The sequence below is a fragment of the Pseudomonas beijingensis genome (assembly GCF_030687295.1).
Classification (GTDB): Bacteria; Pseudomonadota; Gammaproteobacteria; order Pseudomonadales; family Pseudomonadaceae; genus Aquipseudomonas; species Aquipseudomonas beijingensis.
This window is the reverse complement of record NZ_CP117425.1, coordinates 6,078,203-6,097,110: the sequence shown is the minus strand read 5'-3', so window position 1 is coordinate 6,097,110 and position 18,908 is coordinate 6,078,203. Positions and strand designations below refer to the sequence as shown.

The 18,908-nt window shown below is 63.9% G+C and carries 17 protein-coding genes and 1 pseudogene; 13 read left to right on the top strand and 5 right to left on the bottom strand.

Annotation, left to right across the window (positions count from 1 at the left end; genetic code table 11):
• Positions 1–22: 22 nt before the first annotated feature.
• Positions 23–2,158: a type III effector gene (locus PSH84_RS27175; protein ID WP_122567457.1), complete on the bottom strand. Its 2,136-nt coding sequence runs from the start codon at positions 2,156–2,158 to the stop codon at positions 23–25.
• 9 nt (positions 2,159–2,167) lie between these two features.
• On the bottom strand, positions 2,168–2,659 hold the full coding sequence (locus tag PSH84_RS27170; RefSeq protein ID WP_122567456.1) for a type III secretion system chaperone family protein: 492 nt from the start codon (positions 2,657–2,659) through the stop codon (positions 2,168–2,170).
• A 187-nt stretch (positions 2,660–2,846) separates the two neighbouring features.
• Here PSH84_RS27170 and PSH84_RS27165 point away from each other — a divergent pair, with 187 nt between their 5' ends.
• A complete protein-coding gene (locus PSH84_RS27165; RefSeq protein ID WP_305482041.1) occupies positions 2,847–3,971 on the top strand; it encodes a transglycosylase SLT domain-containing protein in 1,125 nt (374 codons plus the stop codon).
• 114 nt (positions 3,972–4,085) lie between these two features.
• On the opposite strand, the pseudogene PSH84_RS27160 reads toward PSH84_RS27165, so the two are convergent.
• Positions 4,086–5,244 (bottom strand): annotated as a pseudogene (locus PSH84_RS27160) (serine hydrolase domain-containing protein).
• Between the two features lie 144 nt (positions 5,245–5,388).
• Between PSH84_RS27160 and PSH84_RS27155 the strand changes: the two are divergent.
• A complete protein-coding gene (locus PSH84_RS27155) occupies positions 5,389–6,603 on the top strand; it encodes a cytochrome P450 family protein (protein WP_305468777.1) in 1,215 nt (404 codons plus the stop codon).
• Positions 6,604–6,919: 316 nt separating this feature from the next.
• On the opposite strand, the gene PSH84_RS27150 is transcribed toward PSH84_RS27155, so the two are convergent.
• Positions 6,920–7,516, bottom strand: a complete 597-nt coding sequence (locus PSH84_RS27150) for a GNAT family N-acetyltransferase (protein WP_122567452.1) — start codon at positions 7,514–7,516, stop codon at positions 6,920–6,922.
• A complete protein-coding gene (locus tag PSH84_RS27145) occupies positions 7,513–8,064 on the bottom strand; it encodes an RNA polymerase sigma factor (RefSeq protein WP_122567451.1) in 552 nt (183 codons plus the stop codon). The genes PSH84_RS27150 and PSH84_RS27145 overlap by 4 nt, the downstream gene beginning before the upstream one ends.
• Before the next feature lie 310 nt (positions 8,065–8,374).
• On the opposite strand from PSH84_RS27145, the gene PSH84_RS27140 reads away from it, so the two are divergent.
• From PSH84_RS27140 to sctU, 11 genes are all read left to right on the top strand, one after another.
• Positions 8,375–9,502, top strand: coding sequence for a TyeA family type III secretion system gatekeeper subunit (locus PSH84_RS27140; RefSeq protein ID WP_122567450.1), 1,128 nt, complete (start codon positions 8,375–8,377; stop codon positions 9,500–9,502).
• Positions 9,499–11,586, top strand: coding sequence for a type III secretion system export apparatus subunit SctV (gene sctV / locus PSH84_RS27135; protein ID WP_122567449.1), 2,088 nt, complete (start codon positions 9,499–9,501; stop codon positions 11,584–11,586). Before PSH84_RS27140 ends, sctV begins: the two co-directional genes overlap by 4 nt.
• A gap of 156 nt (positions 11,587–11,742) precedes the next feature.
• Entirely contained in the window at positions 11,743–12,636 is an 894-nt protein-coding gene (locus PSH84_RS27130; RefSeq protein ID WP_305468776.1) for an FHA domain-containing protein, read from the top strand.
• On the top strand, positions 12,636–13,994 hold the full coding sequence (locus PSH84_RS27125; RefSeq protein ID WP_305471289.1) for a FliI/YscN family ATPase: 1,359 nt from the start codon (positions 12,636–12,638) through the stop codon (positions 13,992–13,994). Before PSH84_RS27130 ends, PSH84_RS27125 begins: the two co-directional genes overlap by 1 nt.
• Positions 13,981–14,400: a YscO family type III secretion system apparatus protein gene (locus PSH84_RS27120; RefSeq protein WP_122567446.1), complete on the top strand. Its 420-nt coding sequence runs from the start codon at positions 13,981–13,983 to the stop codon at positions 14,398–14,400. The genes PSH84_RS27125 and PSH84_RS27120 overlap by 14 nt, the downstream gene beginning before the upstream one ends.
• A complete protein-coding gene (locus tag PSH84_RS27115; RefSeq protein ID WP_240998489.1) occupies positions 14,393–14,962 on the top strand; it encodes a type III secretion protein in 570 nt (189 codons plus the stop codon). Before PSH84_RS27120 ends, PSH84_RS27115 begins: the two co-directional genes overlap by 8 nt.
• Positions 14,959–16,056: a type III secretion system cytoplasmic ring protein SctQ gene (gene sctQ / locus PSH84_RS27110; RefSeq protein ID WP_122567445.1), complete on the top strand. Its 1,098-nt coding sequence runs from the start codon at positions 14,959–14,961 to the stop codon at positions 16,054–16,056. The genes PSH84_RS27115 and sctQ overlap by 4 nt, the downstream gene beginning before the upstream one ends.
• The gene (gene sctR, locus PSH84_RS27105; protein WP_116833691.1) at positions 16,053–16,706 is read left to right on the top strand and encodes a type III secretion system export apparatus subunit SctR; all 654 of its coding nucleotides are present in this window, start codon (positions 16,053–16,055) and stop codon (positions 16,704–16,706) included. Before sctQ ends, sctR begins: the two co-directional genes overlap by 4 nt.
• 9 nt (positions 16,707–16,715) lie before the next feature.
• Entirely contained in the window at positions 16,716–16,970 is a 255-nt protein-coding gene (gene sctS, locus PSH84_RS27100; protein WP_003206603.1) for a type III secretion system export apparatus subunit SctS, read from the top strand.
• The gene (sctT, locus tag PSH84_RS27095) at positions 16,970–17,767 is read left to right on the top strand and encodes a type III secretion system export apparatus subunit SctT (RefSeq protein ID WP_109752489.1); all 798 of its coding nucleotides are present in this window, start codon (positions 16,970–16,972) and stop codon (positions 17,765–17,767) included. The genes sctS and sctT overlap by 1 nt, the downstream gene beginning before the upstream one ends.
• A 15-nt stretch (positions 17,768–17,782) precedes the next feature.
• On the top strand, positions 17,783–18,883 hold the full coding sequence (gene sctU / locus PSH84_RS27090) for a type III secretion system export apparatus subunit SctU (RefSeq protein WP_305468775.1): 1,101 nt from the start codon (positions 17,783–17,785) through the stop codon (positions 18,881–18,883).
• The last annotated feature ends 25 nt before the right edge of the window (positions 18,884–18,908 follow it).

The following is an 18,908-nucleotide window of genomic DNA, read 5'->3' as shown; positions in this document are numbered from 1 at the left end:
GAAGGATGGCTCGGCGAGTTCATCAGCTTGGCCGGGTGGTGGGTGTTGGTTCGTTGGACGGCCCGCCCTGGGGCCGTGCTTCGCCGCGTTCCGCCAGCTCCAGATTGTTGTCCGGGAGCGCGTTCTTGGATCGCGTGGTGAGGTTTTGGACCTTGTTGGCGCCCAGGTTGAGACCCGCGATAGCGGTTTGGGGAACGATCTGGGTAAAGCCGCGAGCCACGTGGTAGGTGTTCTCCAGATTGCGCCGCAAGCCTTCCGGCTGGGTATGAGGGAGGGTGTCGCGGTTGGGATGCAGGACGTTCTGCAATGGCACGTTTGCACGCTGGGCGAGGTTGTCCTCCTTGTCTTCATTCATCGCCTTGTTTTCCAACGGGGCTGCCACGCTGTTGGCAAAGAACGGGAACAGGGTCAGGCCGGAGTTGTAGAACGTCGCGACCACCTGCTCGAGTTTTTTCTGCACCGGGGCGTCGTCGCCCGCCTCGGACGCGCCGCCCACTGCGGTTCGCAGGGCGATCCCTTCGCCGACGCTGACGAACCGGTTGGAGAGGTCGCTGAGGTTGGTCATGCTGATAGGGTTGAGTTTGTCCTTCGCCTCGGAAAAGGCCTTGGGCAACAGTTCGCCCCAGTTCCGGTTTTCTTTTGTGACCCGATAGGTGGGAATCTGCTCGTCACCATGGGTCTGCGCATATTTCGCCACGGCCTGGCCGCCCGCCATGAAGGTGCCGCCCACCGCCGAAGCGAGGCTGCGGGCGGCGATACCCGAGGCGTTTACCGAGCTGAACTGATCCAACGTGTCGCGCACCGCGTGAGCGGCCCCGAAGGCAAGGTAGCCGGTGAAGTCACCGCTCATGGTGCCAAAGTTGTTGGCGTTCTGTTTCAGTTTGAACTCGTCGCGCTTTTGCGCCTGGGAAGCGTCGAGTGTCGCGAATTGCGGGTTGGCGACCCGACGCCCGTTCACGGTGATCTCCTGCAAGGGCTTGGGGTACACCGCCAACGGGTCGACTTTGGCCAGGCCCTTGCCGATGGTCTTGTCGACCACCACCTGGACAAACGGGCGAATGCCGTCGCTGATCACCTTGTGCGCCGTACCAAGGACGGCTGAGGTCGCGGCGACATGTTTGCCATAGGCCGTATCCGCCATCGCTTCATCGATCGCCGCGGTGCTTGCGCCGAAGTGGCCGGCGGACGCAACGCCCTGGGGAATTCCCGCGTCGACGAAGACCGCCAGGCCAGTGACGAAGCCGGTCTGGGTCTTGAGTTCGGCGACATGGTCCTGGCGCGCGATGTTCTTCAAGGCGGTGTCCAGCCCATCGTTTGCCTTCGTCGCCTTATCGAGCTTGCTCGGGGTGGCTGGCTTGGCCTCATCCTTTTTCAGCAACTCACCGAGCTCCGTGCGCACTTCCTGCAGTTGGATCAATTGATCCCGCGCGCTGTCCTGCTCGGCCTTGGGCAGGGCCTCGTTGCTGGCGGCCTCTTGCGCGTGGGCGATACGGCTGTCCAGGAACGTGCTCAGGCGTGTGGGCATTTCCTCGGTCATGGCCTTCACCACACCCTTGGCGTAGCCCCGGAAGGCGGCATGGCTGCGCTCCAGGTGCGCAAGGTCCTCATGCCCCTGGGAGTTGTCGATGACTTCCTGGCATAACGAATGATAAGCCCCGAGGGTGTTGCCCACGCGCTCGCAATGGGCATCCCAGACGGCTTTGAAACCGCCGCTGGCGTCCCGTGCTTCTTCGCTGCTGTTCAGGTATTTGTCGAGGGCGGTGGTGAAGTCTTCGGTTTCCTTGCGGCCCGACAGCATCGGGTGCGTCTTGCCGCCCAGCTCGGCCAGATGCTGGTGCATGTCCTGATAACTCGTTCCAGGCGCGTAGCTCAGTGCCTTGCCTTCCAGGGTCATATGTGCCCGGGCAAAGCCGATGGGATCTGCTTCAGGGTCCTTTTTGCCCAGCCTGCCGATCATCCCCTCCAGGCGGGTCTTTTTGCTGGCGAAGGCCTGCTGCGTCGAATCGGTGGAACTGCCGGTGAAATGGTAGGGCACCAAAGGGGTCGTGGAGGGACGAACCTGCTCGGCAAGGTTGCCTCCCACCGGTCTGATTTCATCGTCCTGCTGTTGGCGCAATGCCGCGAGGCCTTGGTTCTGGCTTACGGATAAATCTGCCATGGTTTTCTCCTAGAGCGACAAGGCGCTGTTGAGTCCTGAATGACGCTTGATGGGGTTTGGCGCCTGGGCAGGCTTGGCGTCGCGACCCGTGTCGGGGCCGTCGAAGAAGTAGCCATCGCGCCAAATCAGCGCCATGTCGGCAGCCCCGCCCATCAGCCCGAGCAGGCGTTCGGCCGTGAGGGTTTCCAGGGGGACGTGGCCGATCAGGATCACCTGTTCGCTGTCGCGGTTGTAAGACAGGGAAGGGCAGAACGCCCCGCTCAGCAGGTACAGGTTGGTTTCCAGCAGCCGTTGCAGGACCGCTTCGCGATTCGCCACGGGCAACGGCCCGAAGCCGCAGTAGATGAACACGTCTCCTTCGCCCGCGCCTGGGGTGTGCTTCAGGGAAAAGTCCACATCCTTGACCGACAGGTTCGCCTGTTCGTAGAACGCTGACGGGGTGGGAATCATCGTGAGTGCGCAGAGCTGATCGATCAGCTTGCAATAGGTGGGTGACGCCATGAGTGACCTCGCATTGTCATCCAGGCGCCGACGAGCGCCTGCTGCCCATGGTGAGTGACACCCGCGGCATTTCGGTTCCAACCGAGCGCCGTTGCCGCCCAATGCCAGCGCGCTGGATGATCTGCGTGGAACCAGTGTCCTGTGATCTGCCACCCAATGGCGCCACCTCATTCAAGGTCGACCGCCCATGTCCCGATCACTTGCACCTTCGCCGGCTCTTCGCTTCGTCCCCAAAGGGTTGTCCATGCTGGCCATGGGGACCTTGCTGTATGGCTGCCAGCACCTCGAACCGCAGTTGACCATTGGCGATCCTTCCGCCAACGAGCCTTATCGTTCGCAACTGCGCTGGCTGGAGCCGGCGCCTACGGACACCATCATCCAGATCAGTGAGTTGGCCCCGCAAAGCGGCGGTAGCCTGTGGGCGCGCATGCGCCAGGGATTTTCCTTGCAGGCCAAGACCCAGGGTGTGGCGCGCGTCGATGAGCAGCGCCGCTGGCTGATGGCGCGTCCGGCGTTTCTCACCCAGACCGGGCGTGCCGGCAGCCGTTACTTGCACTTCATCGTGGGGGAACTGAACAAGCGCAACATGCCGCTGGAACTGGCACTGTTGCCGGCCATCGAGAGCGGGTTCAATCCGAACGCCCAATCGCCCGCCCAGGCCATGGGCCTGTGGCAATTCATCCCCGCCACGGGACGCCGTTACCAGTTGCAGCAGCGAGGCGACTATGACGAGCGCCGGGACATTCCATCGTCGACGCGGGCCGCCCTGGATTATTTGTCCTATCTGCACGATTACTTCGACGGCGACTGGCTGCTGGCGCTGGCCGCCTATAACGCCGGGGAAGGGCGGGTACGCGACGCAATCACGCGCAATCGCGCCCGCGGCCTGGCGACCAATTATTGGAACCTGTCGTTGCCCGGTGAGACCCAGAACTATGTGCCGCGGCTGCTGGCGCTGTCGCAACTGGTGAATGCGCCCGCGGACTATGGCGTGAGCCTGGCGCCCATCGTCGACCAGCCATATTTCCAGATGGTCGCCTTGGCGCAGCCCGTGGACCTGGCGCACCTGGCGCTGTTGTCCGGTGTTCATGAGCGAGAGTTGCGCATGCTCAACCCCGCCGCGCGTGGCCGGGCCCGGGGGCGCTTGCTGATGCCCTTGGAAGCGTCGCGCCGGTTGCAGGCCCAACCGGACATGATCGCCAAGGCGGCGCTGCCCCGCGTGCCTGGTAGCGAAGAGCCCATGGTTGGCGCTCCCGATACCGGCGCGGCCGAGCCGCAGGTGGCAGAGGTGGCCGCGCCACCAGGAGTTTGAGCCGATCGTCACCTTCCAGAAGCGGAACGCGGAGCGTCCCTGGCGACATTCCCACGCAGGAGCGTGGGAACGATCGATCCGCGCCAGCCGGCTACTAATTCTTCCATCCGGGGTCTACAGGCAGCCCATCGCGACATTGGCCAAGCCGCGTGCGCGCGGGTCCATCAAGACGTAGGAGCCAATGGTGTTGCAGGCGAAGCCGAACGCCACCCCGCGTTCAGGGTCGGCAAACCCGATAGTGCCTCCGGCGCCCATGTGGCCGAACGCCTCGCCTGCCCATGCCGTAACTGCCGTTCGCCACGTCTGGCTGGTTGAGCATGATGCCCAGGCCAAAACGCGTTGGGGTCTGGATGGTCGGATCGTATTCGGCGCTGTGCTCGCACAACATTTCGTTGAGCAACGGCGACTCCAGTAATCGCCCGTCGAGCAGGCCGGTGTAGAACGCTGCCAGGCTGCGGGCATTGCCGTGTCCGTTGGCCGCGGGTTGGGTCATGCGTTTCCAGCCGGTTTCGTTACTGCGCCCCAGTACCATCGGCGGATTGGCGAAGGCCAGGGCACTCATGGCGGTCGGCGCGTTGAGCACATCGTTCAGCACCCGGCCAAAGGCTTCATCGTCGATCTCGTCCTTGGTGCGCGCCATGTAAGCGCAGCGAGCGATGGTCGCATCGTCCAGGCCGATGTGGAAATCCAGCCCGAGCGGCACCGCCACGCGCCGATGAATGCTTTGCGCCGGCGTCAGACCATCCACCCGGCGTAGCAGCTCGCCGAGGATCCAGCCGAACAGCAAGGGCGAATACGTCTGCTGTTCCCCTGCCGCGGCCCAGGGATGCTCCTCGGCGATCAGGTCCGTCATGGTGTTCCAGTCGTAGAGGGTTTCCGGTGCCAGGGGCGTGCGCAACGCCGGCAGCCCGGCGCGATGGCAAAGCACCTGGCGCACTGTGATCGACGCTTTACCGGCGTTGGCGAAGGCCGGCCAGTAGTGGCAGACCGGCGCGTCCAGATCCAGGCGTCCTTCGCCGACCAACTGCATGATCGCCACCGCTGTGAAGGGCTTGGTGCAGGAAAACAGATTGAGCAGCGTGTCGCGCTGCCAATGGCTGTCCGGTTCCGGCCCGGCAATGCCGGCCCACAGGTCGATAACGGTTTCGCCGTCAATCTGGATGCAAAGGGCGGCACCGCGTTCGAAAGGGCTCTGCATCAGTCGGATAAACGCCTCTTTGACCGGTTCGAAGCGGGTGTCGCATTGGCCATGGATAGCAAGTGCACGCGTCATGTCAGCTCCACGCAAGGGTTGGTGTTTTTCCTTGAGTGACGCCAGCTGTGCAAACGGTTCACCGACGGGTCCAGATCCCACAGGGATCTTTTTGGCCAGCCTTGCCACTCAAGGAGCAACGATTCATGCCCCTGGAGAGTGTTCATGGCTTACGAGCGTACCCTTGATTTCAATAGCGACGCGTTTCGCGGCGAGGCCTATCGGCATTATGCGGCGCTGCGCCAGACGTCTCCGGTGTTCCTCAGCCAGGCCGAAGGACAGTTGCCGATGTGGTACGTCACCGGTGCCCGGGAAGTCGAGGAGGTGCTGCTGGACAACGAGCGCTTCGCCCGTGACCCGTCGCGGATCGATGCGCAGTTCGCCGCGATGCTCGGTGGCGAGCAATCGATCGCGTTCCTTAACGAACACATGCTCAACCGTGATGGCGACAGTCATCGCCGCTTGCGTCGCCTGGTCAACAAGGCCTTCACGTTGAAGGCGGTGAACGCTCTGCGGCCGCGTATCGAGCAGATCGCCGAGACGTTGCTGGAGCCCGTGCGGTCGAGCGGGCGAATGGACGTGGTGAGCCAATATGCATTCCCGTTATCGATCACCGTCATCGCCGAATTGCTTGGCGTCCCTGCGCAAGACCGTGACGATTTCCGCCGCTGGTCCCACATGATCGTCCAGCAGGTGGGGCACGACCTGAGCGAGTTGCAGCGTTGCTACAACGAATTCGCCGGCTACATGCTTGCATTGATAGACCAGCGTCGGGCGCAGCCGGGCGACGACCTGGTGTCGGCATTGGTGCAGGTCGAGGAAGAGGGCAGCATGCTCAGCCAAAGTGAGCTGTGCAGCATGATTGCGCTGCTGATCATCGCCGGGCACGAAACGTCGGCGTCGATGATCGGCAATGCTGTGCACATGCTCGTGCAGCACCCGAAGGCGCTGGCGCGATTGCGCGATGAGCCGAAGTTGATGCCCGGCGCGGTCGAAGAGCTTCTGCGTTATGACTCGTCGGTGGAGCGGGCCATGGTCCGCTTCGTCACCCGGGACACCGAGCTGGCCGGGCAGCGTTTGCTGCGCGGGCAACTGCTGATTGCGGTGGTGGGTTCGGCCAATCGTGACGAAGCGCTGTGTGCCAATCCTGACACGCTCGACATCACTCGCCCGGCCTGCCCACACATGTCTTTCGGCAAGGGCACTCACTACTGCCTGGGCGCCTCGCTGGCCCGGCAGGAGTTGGAAATTGCATTGAATACGCTTCTTCGGTGTTGCCCTGGGCTGCGATTGACGGTCGATCCCAGCGCCGTACGCTGGCGTTACGTCCCCAACTTCCGGGGGCCGGAGGCGTTGCCGGTGTGCTGGTCGGTGGACTGAGGCGGTTGCTGCCGGGAGACGCCCAGGTGACGGTGCATGCGGTTTACTTGAGAGGGCGTATGAATGTGTGGCGAGGGGATTTATCCCCGTTGGGCTGCGAAGCGGCCCTGAAGCCTGCCGCCGTGGCGTGCCTGGCTGGTCGCAGTCAACCTTTTCGGGGCTGCTGCGCAACCCAGCGGGGATAAATCCCCTCGCCACAATGGATCGAATAAACCCTGGGTGAGTAGCGTTGTTTGTGACTGTGCAGAAAATGGCACAGGCCTCTGCCTGATAAAAAAAACGGCTCGTCCGACGTCAAGCCGGACGAGCCGTGGACTCACGCCAGGCTGGCCTCCTCGGTTTGCGCCGGCGCTGAAAGGGGGGTGGGTGCCGTGTCGCTTGGCGTCAGGTGCAGTCCATAGAGCACGACATCCGCACGCGTGTCCGCGAACCGGGCAATCCCTGGAAAGCGTCCCCATTGCGTTGCGCCAAGTCCTTGTACGCCGCGTTTGCTGGCCTCGTTATGCTCGATGATCCAGGCCACCAGCGTCTCGAAACCATACCGTTTGGCCAACACCACCGCGGCTTGGCCAAGGCGAATGCCGACGCCGCTGCCGATGTGGTCGTTGCGCACGTAGATCGACACTTCGCCGGTCAATCGACAGGCCTGGGCGCCCCAGCAGAAGCGGTTGACGATCAACCAGGCGACGACTTCGCCAGCGCGTTCAAGCACGTAGATCGGATCGCCCTCCTTGACGAAACAGTCGACGAAGAACGTCATTTCCTTCAGGGAAAACGCTCTGAGTACGGGGGAGCTGGTCCCCCCCAGAGCGCTTTCGTTGAAGATATCTGTCATCACCGGCAAGTCGTCGGGGGTGTAGCGACGCACGCCGCGTGGCAGGTCGGGCCGGCTGTTCAAACGATTCTGGGTCATGGTCGGGCTTCTCCGTAGACGCTTCGCTTGAGTTGTTCACGCGCGCGAAACAACCTTGAGCGCACGGTGCCAATGGGTACGCCCAGCCGTTCGGCAGCATCGCGATAACTGCTTTCAGTGTCCACGGCGGTCCACAGGGTATCGCGCATGTCCTTGGGCAGTGCGTCCATGGCGATCAGCGTGCGGTCCAGCAATCGACGGTTATCGCACAGTTCACTCAAGTCAATGTCGTCACTGGACTCGTTGAACTCGCTTTCATCGAAAGTGCTCAGCGGCGGCTGTGCGTAGAAGCGGCGGAAATGGTTGCGGATCAGGTTCAGGGCGATACCGCACAACCAAGTGTCCTGCTTTGCCAGCCCTTTGAACTTCTGCTGGTTACGCCAGGCTTCCAGGTACGTGAGCTGGATGATGTCGTCGGCGTCGTCTTGGTTGAGTACGCGTTTTTGCACAAACAGACGCAGTTTGCGTTCCTCGCCGAAGCAGATGCCTGGCGCACCCGTGGGTGCCGGGGAGGTTTGCGGGGGGGCCATGAGATTCAGGCTGGTCATCAATAAATCCCTCTGAGTAGGTTCCGTAGCGTCGATGCAAATGTCGACGTTTCCCCTGTCAGCAGGACCTGTGCCAAGCCAAATTTGTTAGTTATCTATTTGATAAATAAGTCTTTTTATCTAGTGCTTTTGCTCTATTTGTGCAAGGGCATGCACAGCCGTCCCGAGCCCCACTGCATGAAATTGCACCGAGCGAACGCTTGGTCGGGAAGCCCTCTCGAACCGGTCAGAAAAGGCCACGGCCGCCGATGGAACCGAATGCCGGATCGCCGCCACCCACTGAGCGTCCGAAACCACGCTCACGGCCATCATGAAAGTAGAAGCCCCGACCAATGCGCGTATTGCCGTCAACCTTGCCCAGGCCGCTTCGGCCGTCGTGGGCATGGGCAAGCCTGTCGAATCGTTCCAGGCCGTGCAGTCCAATTCGATGGAGGAGGTCGGCATGACCTTCAGCCATCACGTGGAGCGCAATACCAAGGCACTGAGCCAGCGGCGCATCCGCAATGCCCGCAGCGAGGTGGGCCAGGTGCGGGTCGAGACGCGCGAGCAGTTGGAGGAGTGGTACGACCAACTCGGCCATCCAGGCAAGCAGAGCCTGGGCGCGATGGCCGCCCAGGCGGGTCTGTTGTTGCGTGGCGAGCCGGTGCTTGAGGAGGTGGTGCAGTCCACCGGTGGAGACCCGGCCCGTACCGACCTGATCCTGCAACAAACATTGCGCGATGCCGAGGTGCAAGGGCGTCTTGTCGAAGCCCAGCGTGCTCGCGACTACCTGCAGTTATTGCGCGAGCGTTATGGCGCGCAGATCCAGGCGGGCATGAACATCGCCGAGGCATTGCGCGCTGCGGGCGGCGATCCCGAACTGCGCCAGGCGGTACGGCGGCTCTACTACGACACCGTGGTGCTCAAGCAGTCATTGCCCACCATGATGCAGGCATTGCTTGGCCTGTTCGGCGAGGCGGCGTTCGTGCCGGGGCTGGATATGATGCGCCGGGCACTGGCTGACGACATCGCCGCACACACGCCTTCACGCCCTACCGCCCTGTTGCGCACGTTGTTGATCGGCCTGGCGGCCTCGACGCAACTGGGCAGTGTCCTGCATAGCTGCCGCCGTTTGCTGGAGCAGTTGGCCTACAGTTGCCCGGCCAGCCAGCTCACCGCCGTGTTGCTGCTCCAGCGCATGCTGGGGTTTGTCAGCAGTGGCCTGTCGGCGGCGGAAGTACGGCGCATCGGCCGTGAACTGGGGGGCGACCAGGAGCGGGACCAACTGGTCTCCCTGAACGGCCTGTATCCCTTGCTCAAGCGTTTGCCGCTACCCCTCTGGCGTGATGGCAAAAGCCGACAGACCGCATTGAAGAATCTGTTGGTGCTGCTCGATGAGCGTTCCCGTGGCGAGCCCCGAAGCCAGACCGCTGTTCCGGTGATTGGAGCGCGCTCATGATCGCCCTGTTGAACAAAGTCGCCAATGAAGCGGTGCGGCGCATCGAGGTGGTCGGGGCGTTCGTGGTGCTGGGCATTGTGTTCATGCTGATCCTGCCTTTGCCGACCTCGGTGGTCGATGCGCTGATCGCGATCAACATCTGTATTTCCTGCCTGCTGATCGTGCTCTCGCTGTACCTGCCACGCCCGCTGGCGTTTTCCTCGTTTCCGGCGGTGCTGCTGTTGACCACGCTGTTCCGGCTGGCGTTGTCGGTGGCCACCACCCGGTTGATCCTGCTCCAGGGCGACGCCGGTCATATCGTCCAGGCGTTCGGGAATTTCGTGGTGGGGGGCAACCTGGCGGTCGGGTTGGTCATTTTCCTCATTCTGACGGTGGTCAACTTCCTGGTGATCACCAAGGGCTCGGAGCGGGTCGCCGAAGTGGCGGCGCGTTTTACCCTGGATGCGCTGCCGGGCAAACAAATGTCCATCGACAGCGACCTGCGCGCGAACCTGATCGACGTCAGCGAAGCCCGGCGGCGACGCGAGGAATTGAACAAGGAAAGCCAGCTGTTCGGTGCGATGGACGGGGCGATGAAGTTCGTCAAGGGCGATGCCATCGCGGGCTTGGTGATCGTCGTGATCAACCTCATCGGCGGCTTTTCGATCGGCATGATGCAGCACGACATGAGCGCGTCCGAATCGATGCATTTGTATGCCGTGTTGACCATCGGTGACGGCCTGATCGCGCAGATTCCGGCACTGCTGATTTCCCTCACCGCCGGCATGATCATCACCCGGGTTTCGCCGGAAGGGCAGCCGGCAGGTAGTAGCGTCGGCAAGGAAATCGCCCAGCAGTTGACCGCCGAGCCCAAGGCCTGGGTGATCGCGTCGGTGGGAATGCTCGGCTTTGCGGCCTTGCCCGGTATGCCGACGTTGGTGTTCATTGTCATCGCCTTGATCACCGGCACCGCGGGCATCCTCCAGCTGTACACGCGCGCCCGGCAGGCCCGTCAGGGCGACCAGCCAGCGGATGTCGTCGCCCCGGCACAGAACGGCGCGGAAGACCTGCGCAGCTTCGACCCGACCCGTGCCTATCTTTTGCAGTTTTCCAAAGCCATGGAAGGCAACGCGGCGGCCGAGGACGTCATCCAGGCGATCCGCAAGAAACGTAATGCCCTGGTGGCCGGTTTTGGCCTGACCTTGCCACCCTTTGAGATCGAATACAGCGCGCTGTTGGAGGACGACGAGTTCCGCTTCTGCGTGCACGAGGTGCCGATGTTGCGGGCAACTTTCGGTGAGCGTGTGGCCGTGGCGCGCGGGCCGCTGCCGTTCGAAGCCCGCGACGGGCAGGTCGGCAGCGAGGTGCGTGACGAGCACCAGTGGCTATGGCTGACGCCTGACGATCCGCTGTTGGCGGACGAGCGCGTGGAGGCGGTGTCGGCCGGCGAATTGCTGGTGGAACGCATGAGCCGCGCCATGTTCGCCACGGGCCCGCAGTTCTTGGGCCTTCAGGAGAGCAAGTCGATTCTCAGTTGGCTCGAAGCGGGCCAGCCAGAGCTGGTGCAGGAGCTGCAGAGAACCATGCCATTGGCCCGTTTCGCCGCCGTGCTCCAGCGCCTGGCCGGCGAAGGTGTCCCGCTGCGCGCGGTGCGTCTGATCGCCGAGTCCCTGATCGAACATGGGCAGCACGAGCGTGACATCGGTGCGCTGACCGACTACGCACGCATTGCCCTGAAGTCGCAGATCTATCACCAGTACCGCGATGAAGACGGCCTGCACGTGTGGCTGTTGACGCCGGAAACCGAAGGCCTGTTGCGCGACGCGCTGCGCCAGACCCAGACGGAAACTTTTTTTGCCCTGGAAAGCCTGCATACCCGCGCCTTGGTGATGCAGTTGCGCGAAGGCTTCCCGTTGCGCGCCAGGCGCGTGGCCGTGCTGCTGGTGGCGCAAGACCTGCGGGCACCGCTGCGCGATTTGTTGCGCGACGAATTCAATCACGTGCCCGTGCTCGCCTTCAGCGAGTTGCACAGCAACGCCCAGGTCATCGTGCTGGGACGTTTTGACCTCGAGCAGGAAAAACTACAGGTGGAGGATGCCGCGTGACGGTCGGCCTTGGCGCACCGGCAGCGCAGCCACTAGGTAACGATGCAAATCCAGGTGCGGTCGATGGCCTGGCTATGACAGAGGACGGGCACCGCCGGTGCCCCGTCGTACAACCGGAGCGTGGGCGAACGTCTGTCGCCCCTTGAGGAATTGGCCATGTTCGAACTGCGTGTCTTGAGTGGTCTGCACCGAGGTGCGGCGTTGCCGCTGGTGGGCGAGCAATGGGTGGTCGGGGCGGCGGAGGATGCCGACCTGGCGCTTTACGATCCGGGCATCTGCGGGCGTCACGTAGGCCTGCGGCAGGTGCAGGGCCAATGGCTGCTGGAGCTGCTGGAGGGTGCGGTTTGCGATGGACAGGGCCAACCTTGGACGCCGGCCGAGCCCTTGCAGAGCAATGCCCCGTTTGCCGTGGCAGGCGTCTGGCTGTGTCTGGCCCCGGCCGATCAGCCCTGGCCCGAAGAGGCGGCGCTGGATGACGCTGCGCATCTGGCGACGGCGCGGGAAACCCCGAAACCCGTCGTGCGGCCATCGTGGCCCAAGCGCCTGGCAATCGCTGCGGCGGTGATCACCGTTGCGTCCAGCGCTTGGGCCTTTACCAGCCAGCCGGCGCAGACCGCGACGCGCAGCCCGGCCCAGCAGCTCAAGCACAGCAAAGTGGCATTGGACAATGTCGAGGCGGTCCGCCTGGAACTCGATCGCATGTTGCAGGAACGTGATCTGGGTGCCGGCGTGCGGGTCGAGAACCAGGGCGACCAGTTGGTCCTGGTGGGCGAGCTGCCGCGCCCACGCCTGGCGATGGTCGAGCGGTTGATCGAGCGTTTCTACGATCGCTACGAGACACCAATCGGGATTACGGCCAACGTGAAGGAGCGACTGACGCAGTTGCCGTTCCAGATCGCCCAGATCGTGGGCGGCAAGCGTGGCCACGTGGTTACGGCCGATGGACGTCGGCTGTTCCTGGGCGACCAGATCGATGGCCTGCGCTTGACCGCCATCGACAGCGGCAAAGTCACCTTCGAGGGTGACCAACGCTACGAGGTCACGTGGTGATGACGCAGGCGGCCATCGCGCGACTGGAGGCCTGGGAGGCCGGGCAACTGGCGCACCTGCGTCGCTTCGCGCCGGTCATGGTGCGCGGACGGGTGCAGCGGGTCAGCGGCATCCTGTTGCAGTGCCGGCTGCCGGGGGCGCAGATCGGCGACCTCTGCCGGGTCGAGCGCGACGCCCGCGAACCGCTGCTCGCCGAGATCGTCGGCTTCGACCAGCACGATGCCTTGCTCAGCGCCTTGGGAGGCCTGGAGGGTGTCCGGGTCGGTGCGGCGGTGGAGCCACTGGGCATGCCCCATCGGGTGTGCGTGGGGCCGCAGTTGCTGGGCCAGGTGTTGGATGGCTTCGGCCGGCCACTGGTGGACGGCGGCGCCGGGGCGTTCGCCGGACCCCATGTACTGCAAGCCTCGCCAGTGATTGGCGAGGCCCCGGCACCTACCGCGCGCCCGCGTATCCAACGGCCCTTGATGACCGGCGTACGGGCCATCGACGGCCCGCTGACACTCGGCGAAGGCCAGCGTGTGGGGCTGTTCGCCGGCGCCGGTTGCGGCAAGACCACGCTGCTGGCGGAAATTGCCCGGAACGTTGACTGCGATGTCATCGTCTTCGGCCTGATCGGCGAGCGTGGGCGCGAACTGCGCGAATTTCTCGACCATGAGCTGGACGATGAACTGCGTGCCCGTGCGGTCCTGGTGTGCGCTACCTCCGACCGCTCCAGCATGGAGCGCGCCCGTGCGGCGTTCACCGCGACGGCATTGGCCGAGGGTTTTCGCGCCCGGGGCCAACGGGTCCTGCTGCTCATCGATTCGCTGACCCGCTTCGCCCGGGCCCAACGTGAAATCGGTCTGGCCGCTGGCGAGCCGTTGGGGCGCGGCGGCCTGCCACCGTCGGTCTACAGCTTGCTGCCGCGCCTGGTCGAGCGCGCCGGGTTGACCAACGAGGGCGCCATCACCGCGTTTTATACGGTGCTCATCGAGCAGGATTCCATGAACGATCCGGTGGCGGATGAAGTGCGGTCGCTGCTCGACGGTCACATCGTGCTGTCGCGCAAGCTCGCCGAGCGCGGCCACTACCCGGCAATCGACGTGCTGGCCAGCCTCTCGCGAACCTTGGCCAACGTGGCCGAGGCAGAGCACCTGCGGGCGGGCATCAATGTGCGTCGATTGCTGTCGGCCTATGAACAAATCGAACTGATGTTGCGCTTGGGCGAATACCAGGCCGGCGCCGACCCCTTGACCGACCTGGCGGTGGAGTCCCGTGGGGCCCTGGACGCCTTCCTGCGCCAGGACCTGCGTGAGCCGGAGCCGTTTGCGTCGACGCTCGCCCATCTGCAGCAGTTGACCGCTTATGTCCCGGGTTGATCTGGACACCCTGGCGCCGATTCGCCGCCACCGTGAAGCGCAGGCCGAGCGGGCGTGGCGCCAGCAGCGCGAGCTTCTGCGCGAGCGCGAAGCCGCGGTTGTCGCCGCGCGGGCGCGCATGCAGGCGACCAGCGAGGAGCAGGCGCTGCAGCGCGAAGCGTTGTACGGCGAGCACCGTGGCCGGGCGCTGAGCGTGTGCGAACTCAATGCCTGGAGTACCCAGGAGCGTCGTTTGATCGGCGAGCTGGCCGAGCAAGCGCGGGCGTTGCAGGCACTGGACGATGAGCAGGCGCAGCAGGCAAAGGACACGGCCGCCGCCCAGCAGCGGCTACAAGGGCGCCGACGTGATCTGGAAAAGCTCAGCGCAATGATGGAGCACTGGGTGGAGACCCCAAGCGATGAATGAACGTACCGTGCGCGGTGGGCCGACACCGCACAGCAACCCCTCGGCAGCGCCCGTCCGGCATCCGCCTCGGGCGTATGAGCAACCGCCCGCCCAGGTGAGCCGGGCCATCCGTCCGGCGGCGCGCGACTCTGCTCCTGCAACCGGGCGCGACCCCGACGTGATGGCAGGGCGCAGTGACGGCTACTGGTTTCGCCAGTGGGCCGATGCGCCACGGGGCGGCACGCAGGATGACACCGCAGGCACTGGTTCGCTGGCGGGCCTGGTGAATCTTTCGAGCAGCGAAGTGGAGGCGTTTGTCGACCAGCTCACGCCACGCTTGCGCGCCACGCTCGACCAGCAACTGGACCTGCTGCTGCACCTTCCCAATCTGGGCCGCATCAAGGTGTCCGCCCGCCGGCTGGGCGGGGCGTCCGGGTGGGACATCGGCCTGACCGGCGAAAGTGCAGACGCACAGGCGCGGTTATCGAGTCGATCCGGCCGTCTCGAAGAAGCGCTGACCCAGAGCCTGGGCCAACCAGTGAGCGTGCGCGTAGCGCAGGAAGAAGAGGCAAGCGCGACATGACCGTCCATGCATTGACGCTGCCGCCGGTTGGTATCGAGGACGCCACTGCCCGGCGGCTATTGGGGATCGGTGTCAGCTTGCCCTTCGAGGTGGCGGGTGAGACGGGCCTGCTGGAACTGACCCCGGGTGGCGCGGCTGGGGGGGCGCCGTGTGTGTTGGCGTGTGCCCATGGTGTCTTCACGCTGGATGAGCCCGGCGCCGTACTCAGCCTGTTCGGTGAATGTCCGGTGGTCTTGCCCGCCGACCCCGGACCGGATGACGCGTGGTTCTGGTCGCTGTTCCAGCAAACCCTGAGCGAGCCCCTGCGCCTGGCATTCGGCTTTCTCAAGCCAACGGCCGAGCCTGCCGTGCCGGGCATTGTCTGCCGGCTCGACGTGAGGGTGGGCGCGGCCCGCGTCACGAGCCATCTGCAAATGCCCGGGACGACCCTGCTGGGGCTGCTTCGCGCCGCCCCTTGGCAGCGGCGAAGCGCGCCCGGGTTCGCGGGTTTTGCGCTGCATGTTCCGTTGGAACTGGGACGCCTGGCACTGCCTGCCGGGCAGTTGGCGACGCTGCGCCCCGGTGATGTGCTGGTGCCGGAAACCGCCTTGTTCGACTCATCCGGCCAAGGGCTGATTCGCCTGGGCCGGCATTGTTTGCAGGTGCGGGTACACAGCCGTGCCGCGCCGTTGCGCCTGACCTTGCTCGCTCTGGAGGAGACCGTTATGAGCACCACTGCCGACACCGACATCCTGACACCGGACTGGGACGATACCGCCCGCTACGAACCTGAGGCCCAAGCCCCCGAGGCGGCCGATCAGCCAGCCTATGGCGTCGCTGAAACCGAGGAGGCGCCGATGACGGAGCCGGTTGCTGCCGATCTGCCCGAGCGCTTCGACGACCTGCCGCTGGCGCTTACGATCCGCTGCGGTCATTTGAACCTGACATTGGGCGAGCTGCGCAACCTGGCGCCTGGCGCGGTGTTGCAAGTGCAGGGTGCGACACCGGGAACAGCGGCGCTGTTCTATGGCGAACGAGCCCTGGCCCATGGCGAGCTGGTCGAGGTCGATGGCCGGCTGGGCCTGCAAATCGCTCGCGTGGATGTGGCTGGATGAGCTTCCAGGGGGTCGACCCCTTTCTGCTGGCGCTGTTCATCGGTGGGATCTCGTTGGTCCCCCTGCTGCTGATCATCTGCAGCGCCTTTCTCAAGATAGCCATCGTGCTGACGATCACCCGTAACGCCATCGGCGTACAGCAGGTGCCACCCAATATGGCGCTGTATGCCATTGCGCTGGCCGCGACGCTGTTCATCATGGCGCCGGTCGGTCACAACATCGCCGAAGAGCTGAAGGAGCGACCGTTGGATTTCAGCAGTACCGAGGCGCTGCAAGGTTCTGCTCTGAACGCGATAAAACCGTTGCAGGCGTTCATGTCGCGCAATACCAACCCGGACATCCTCGCCCACCTGCTGGAAAACACCCAGCGGATGTGGCCCAAGGAACGCGCCGAGCAGGCCAGTCGCGACGACCTGATGCTGCTCATCCCGGCCTTCATGCTGTCGGAGCTCGAGGCCGGCTTCCAGATGGGCTTCCTGATCTACATCCCGTTCATTGTCATCGACCTGATCGTGTCCAACCTGCTGCTGGCGCTGGGCATGCAGATGGTCGCGCCCATGACCATTTCATTGCCGCTCAAGCTGCTGATTTTTGTCCTCGTGCAGGGCTGGACGCAATTGCTCGACAGCCTCTTCTATTCCTATCTTTGAGGACGTGCGATGGACGCGCTGACGTTGTTTAAGGAAGGCATGTTGCTGGTGGTCCTGCTCTCCGCGCCGCCCTTGATCGTGGCGGTGATCGTCGGTGTGCTGACGTCCCTGGTGCAGGCCTTGATGCAGATCCAGGACCAGACCTTGCCCTTCGGCATCAAGCTGGTGGCGGTCGGGCTGACCTTGCTGGTCACCGGCCGCTGGATCGGCGTGGAATTGCTGGGACTGCTGCGCCGGGCGTTCGAAATGATGGCCAACACCTGATGACGGCCCAGGCTTTCGTCCCGTACTTCGACTTGCTGCTGTCGATCGCGCTCGGCATGGCGCGCATCTACCCGGTCGCTTACCTGGTCCCGGTGTTTTGCTTCCAGCACCTGCGAGGCTTGCCGCGCCATGCCGTGGTGTTTGCCCTGGGCATGTTGCCGGCGCCCGGCATTCGCCAGGCGCTGATCGACGCCCAGGTCAATTGGTTGTCCCTCGCCGGGTTGATGTTCAAGGAACTGGTGCTGGGTTTCTTGCTCGGGGTGCTGCTGGCGATGCCGTTCTGGTTGTACGAATCGGTGGGCGCCTTGCTGGACAACCAGCGCGGCGCGCTCATCGGTGGTCAGTTGAACCCGGCGCTCGGCACCGACACCACGCCCTTGGGACACCTGTTCAAGGAGATGACGATCCTGCTGCTGGTCGCCACCCTGGGCATTGGTACGTTGACCCAGGTGATCTGGGACAGCTACCTGGTGTGGTCGCCCACCGTTTGGTTTCCATTGCCTGGCGCGGACGGCTTCGGCGTGTTTCTCGGGCTGCTCGCCGAAATGTTCATGCACATGATGCTCTACGCGGCACCCTTTATCGGCTTGCTGTTGCTGGTGGAGTTCAGCCTGGCGCTGCTCAGCCTGTATAGCCCGCAATTGCAGGTGTTCGTGCTCGCCATGCCGGCCAAGAGCCTGATCGGCCTGGGCTTCCTGCTGTTCTACCTGCCCACCCTGTGGGATGCGATGACGGGCCGTCTTGGCCGCTATGGCGAAATCCGGCATCTGCTTCACCTGTTGTTGCAGGCGCCCTGAAGGAGGGCTTCGCCCATGAGCGAAGACAGTGGTGAAAAGACCAAGCGGGCGACGCCCAAGAAGATTCGCGACGCGCGCAACAAAGGCCAGGTCGGCCAGAGCCAGGACTTGAGCAGCCTGCTGGTGCTCGCTGCGATCACTGAAGTGGCATTGACCCAGGCCGACGACAGCATGCAGGCGTTGGAAGACCTGGTGGCGTTCCCGCTGCACCGGCTGGATGTCGACTTTGTACGGGCCTTCGAGGAGACCTTGGCCCATGCCGGTGGCGTGCTGCTCAATTTCACCTTGATGACCGTGGGGCTGGCGATCGTCACGCGCCTGGTGGCCGGTTGGATACAGTTCGGCTTCCTGTTCGCTCCCGAAGCCCTGCAGCCTGACCCGAACCGCTTGAACCCGATGAACCAGGCCAAGCAGATGTTCTCCGGCCAGGCGCTGATCAACCTGTTCATGGGGCTGATCAAGGCCGTGTTTATCGGCAGCGTGATTTATCTGGTGACCCTGCCGGCACTCGGCTCGTTGATCAGTCTGGTCAACGGCGACCTGCACAGTTACTGGCGCGGGTTGGCCAGCCTGTTTCGACACATCATGCACGTTTGCCTGGGCGTATTGCTGGTGCTGGCGATTCTCGACTTCGGCCTGCAGAAATATTTCTTCGCCAAGCGCCTGCGCATGAGCGAGGAGGAGGTGCGCAAGGAGTTCAAGGAAATGGAAGGCGACCCGCACGTAAAAATGCATCGCCGCAGCCTGGCCCGGCAATTGGTCGACCAGCCCGTCAGCAAAGAGACCAAGCCGGTGGAGGACGCCGACATGCTGGTGGTCAACCCCACCCACTTTGCCGTCGCGCTGCTGTATCGCCCCGAGGAAACGCCGCTGCCGCAACTGATCGTCAAAGGCGTCGATGCCGAGGCCCGGGCGCTGATCGAACGGGCCAAGGCGGCGCGGGTCCCGGTCATTCAGTGCATCTGGCTGGCACGAACGATCTACCGCGAAGACGTCGGTGGGTATATCCCCCGGGAAACGCTCCAGGCGGTTGCGCACATTTATCGGGTGCTGCGCGAGCTGGATGACGAGGCCAAGGGCGAGGTGATCGAGATTCCGGAATTGAACCTGCGTTGAGGTCGATGGAACCGATGCACGCGCG

What these genes read in the sequence shown, in the direction of transcription:
- sctV (WP_122567449.1), top strand. Translation starts at nt 9,499, where the DNA reads ATGATCGCCCTGTTGAACAAAGTCGCCAATGAAGCGGTGCGGCGCATC.
- PSH84_RS27140 (WP_122567450.1), top strand. Translation starts at nt 8,375, where the DNA reads ATGAAAGTAGAAGCCCCGACCAATGCGCGTATTGCCGTCAACCTTGCC.
- PSH84_RS27175 (WP_122567457.1), bottom strand. Translation starts at nt 2,158, where the DNA reads ATGGCAGATTTATCCGTAAGCCAGAACCAAGGCCTCGCGGCATTGCGC.
- PSH84_RS27115 (WP_240998489.1), top strand. Translation starts at nt 14,393, where the DNA reads ATGAATGAACGTACCGTGCGCGGTGGGCCGACACCGCACAGCAACCCC.
- sctR (WP_116833691.1), top strand. Translation starts at nt 16,053, where the DNA reads ATGAGCTTCCAGGGGGTCGACCCCTTTCTGCTGGCGCTGTTCATCGGT.
- PSH84_RS27150 (WP_122567452.1), bottom strand. Translation starts at nt 7,516, where the DNA reads ATGACCCAGAATCGTTTGAACAGCCGGCCCGACCTGCCACGCGGCGTG.
- PSH84_RS27165 (WP_305482041.1), top strand. Translation starts at nt 2,847, where the DNA reads ATGTCCCGATCACTTGCACCTTCGCCGGCTCTTCGCTTCGTCCCCAAA.
- PSH84_RS27170 (WP_122567456.1), bottom strand. Translation starts at nt 2,659, where the DNA reads ATGGCGTCACCCACCTATTGCAAGCTGATCGATCAGCTCTGCGCACTC.
- PSH84_RS27130 (WP_305468776.1), top strand. Translation starts at nt 11,743, where the DNA reads ATGTTCGAACTGCGTGTCTTGAGTGGTCTGCACCGAGGTGCGGCGTTG.
- sctT (WP_109752489.1), top strand. Translation starts at nt 16,970, where the DNA reads ATGACGGCCCAGGCTTTCGTCCCGTACTTCGACTTGCTGCTGTCGATC.
- PSH84_RS27155 (WP_305468777.1), top strand. Translation starts at nt 5,389, where the DNA reads ATGGCTTACGAGCGTACCCTTGATTTCAATAGCGACGCGTTTCGCGGC.
- PSH84_RS27120 (WP_122567446.1), top strand. Translation starts at nt 13,981, where the DNA reads ATGTCCCGGGTTGATCTGGACACCCTGGCGCCGATTCGCCGCCACCGT.
- sctU (WP_305468775.1), top strand. Translation starts at nt 17,783, where the DNA reads ATGAGCGAAGACAGTGGTGAAAAGACCAAGCGGGCGACGCCCAAGAAG.
- sctS (WP_003206603.1), top strand. Translation starts at nt 16,716, where the DNA reads ATGGACGCGCTGACGTTGTTTAAGGAAGGCATGTTGCTGGTGGTCCTG.
- PSH84_RS27125 (WP_305471289.1), top strand. Translation starts at nt 12,636, where the DNA reads ATGACGCAGGCGGCCATCGCGCGACTGGAGGCCTGGGAGGCCGGGCAA.
- PSH84_RS27145 (WP_122567451.1), bottom strand. Translation starts at nt 8,064, where the DNA reads ATGACCAGCCTGAATCTCATGGCCCCCCCGCAAACCTCCCCGGCACCC.
- sctQ (WP_122567445.1), top strand. Translation starts at nt 14,959, where the DNA reads ATGACCGTCCATGCATTGACGCTGCCGCCGGTTGGTATCGAGGACGCC.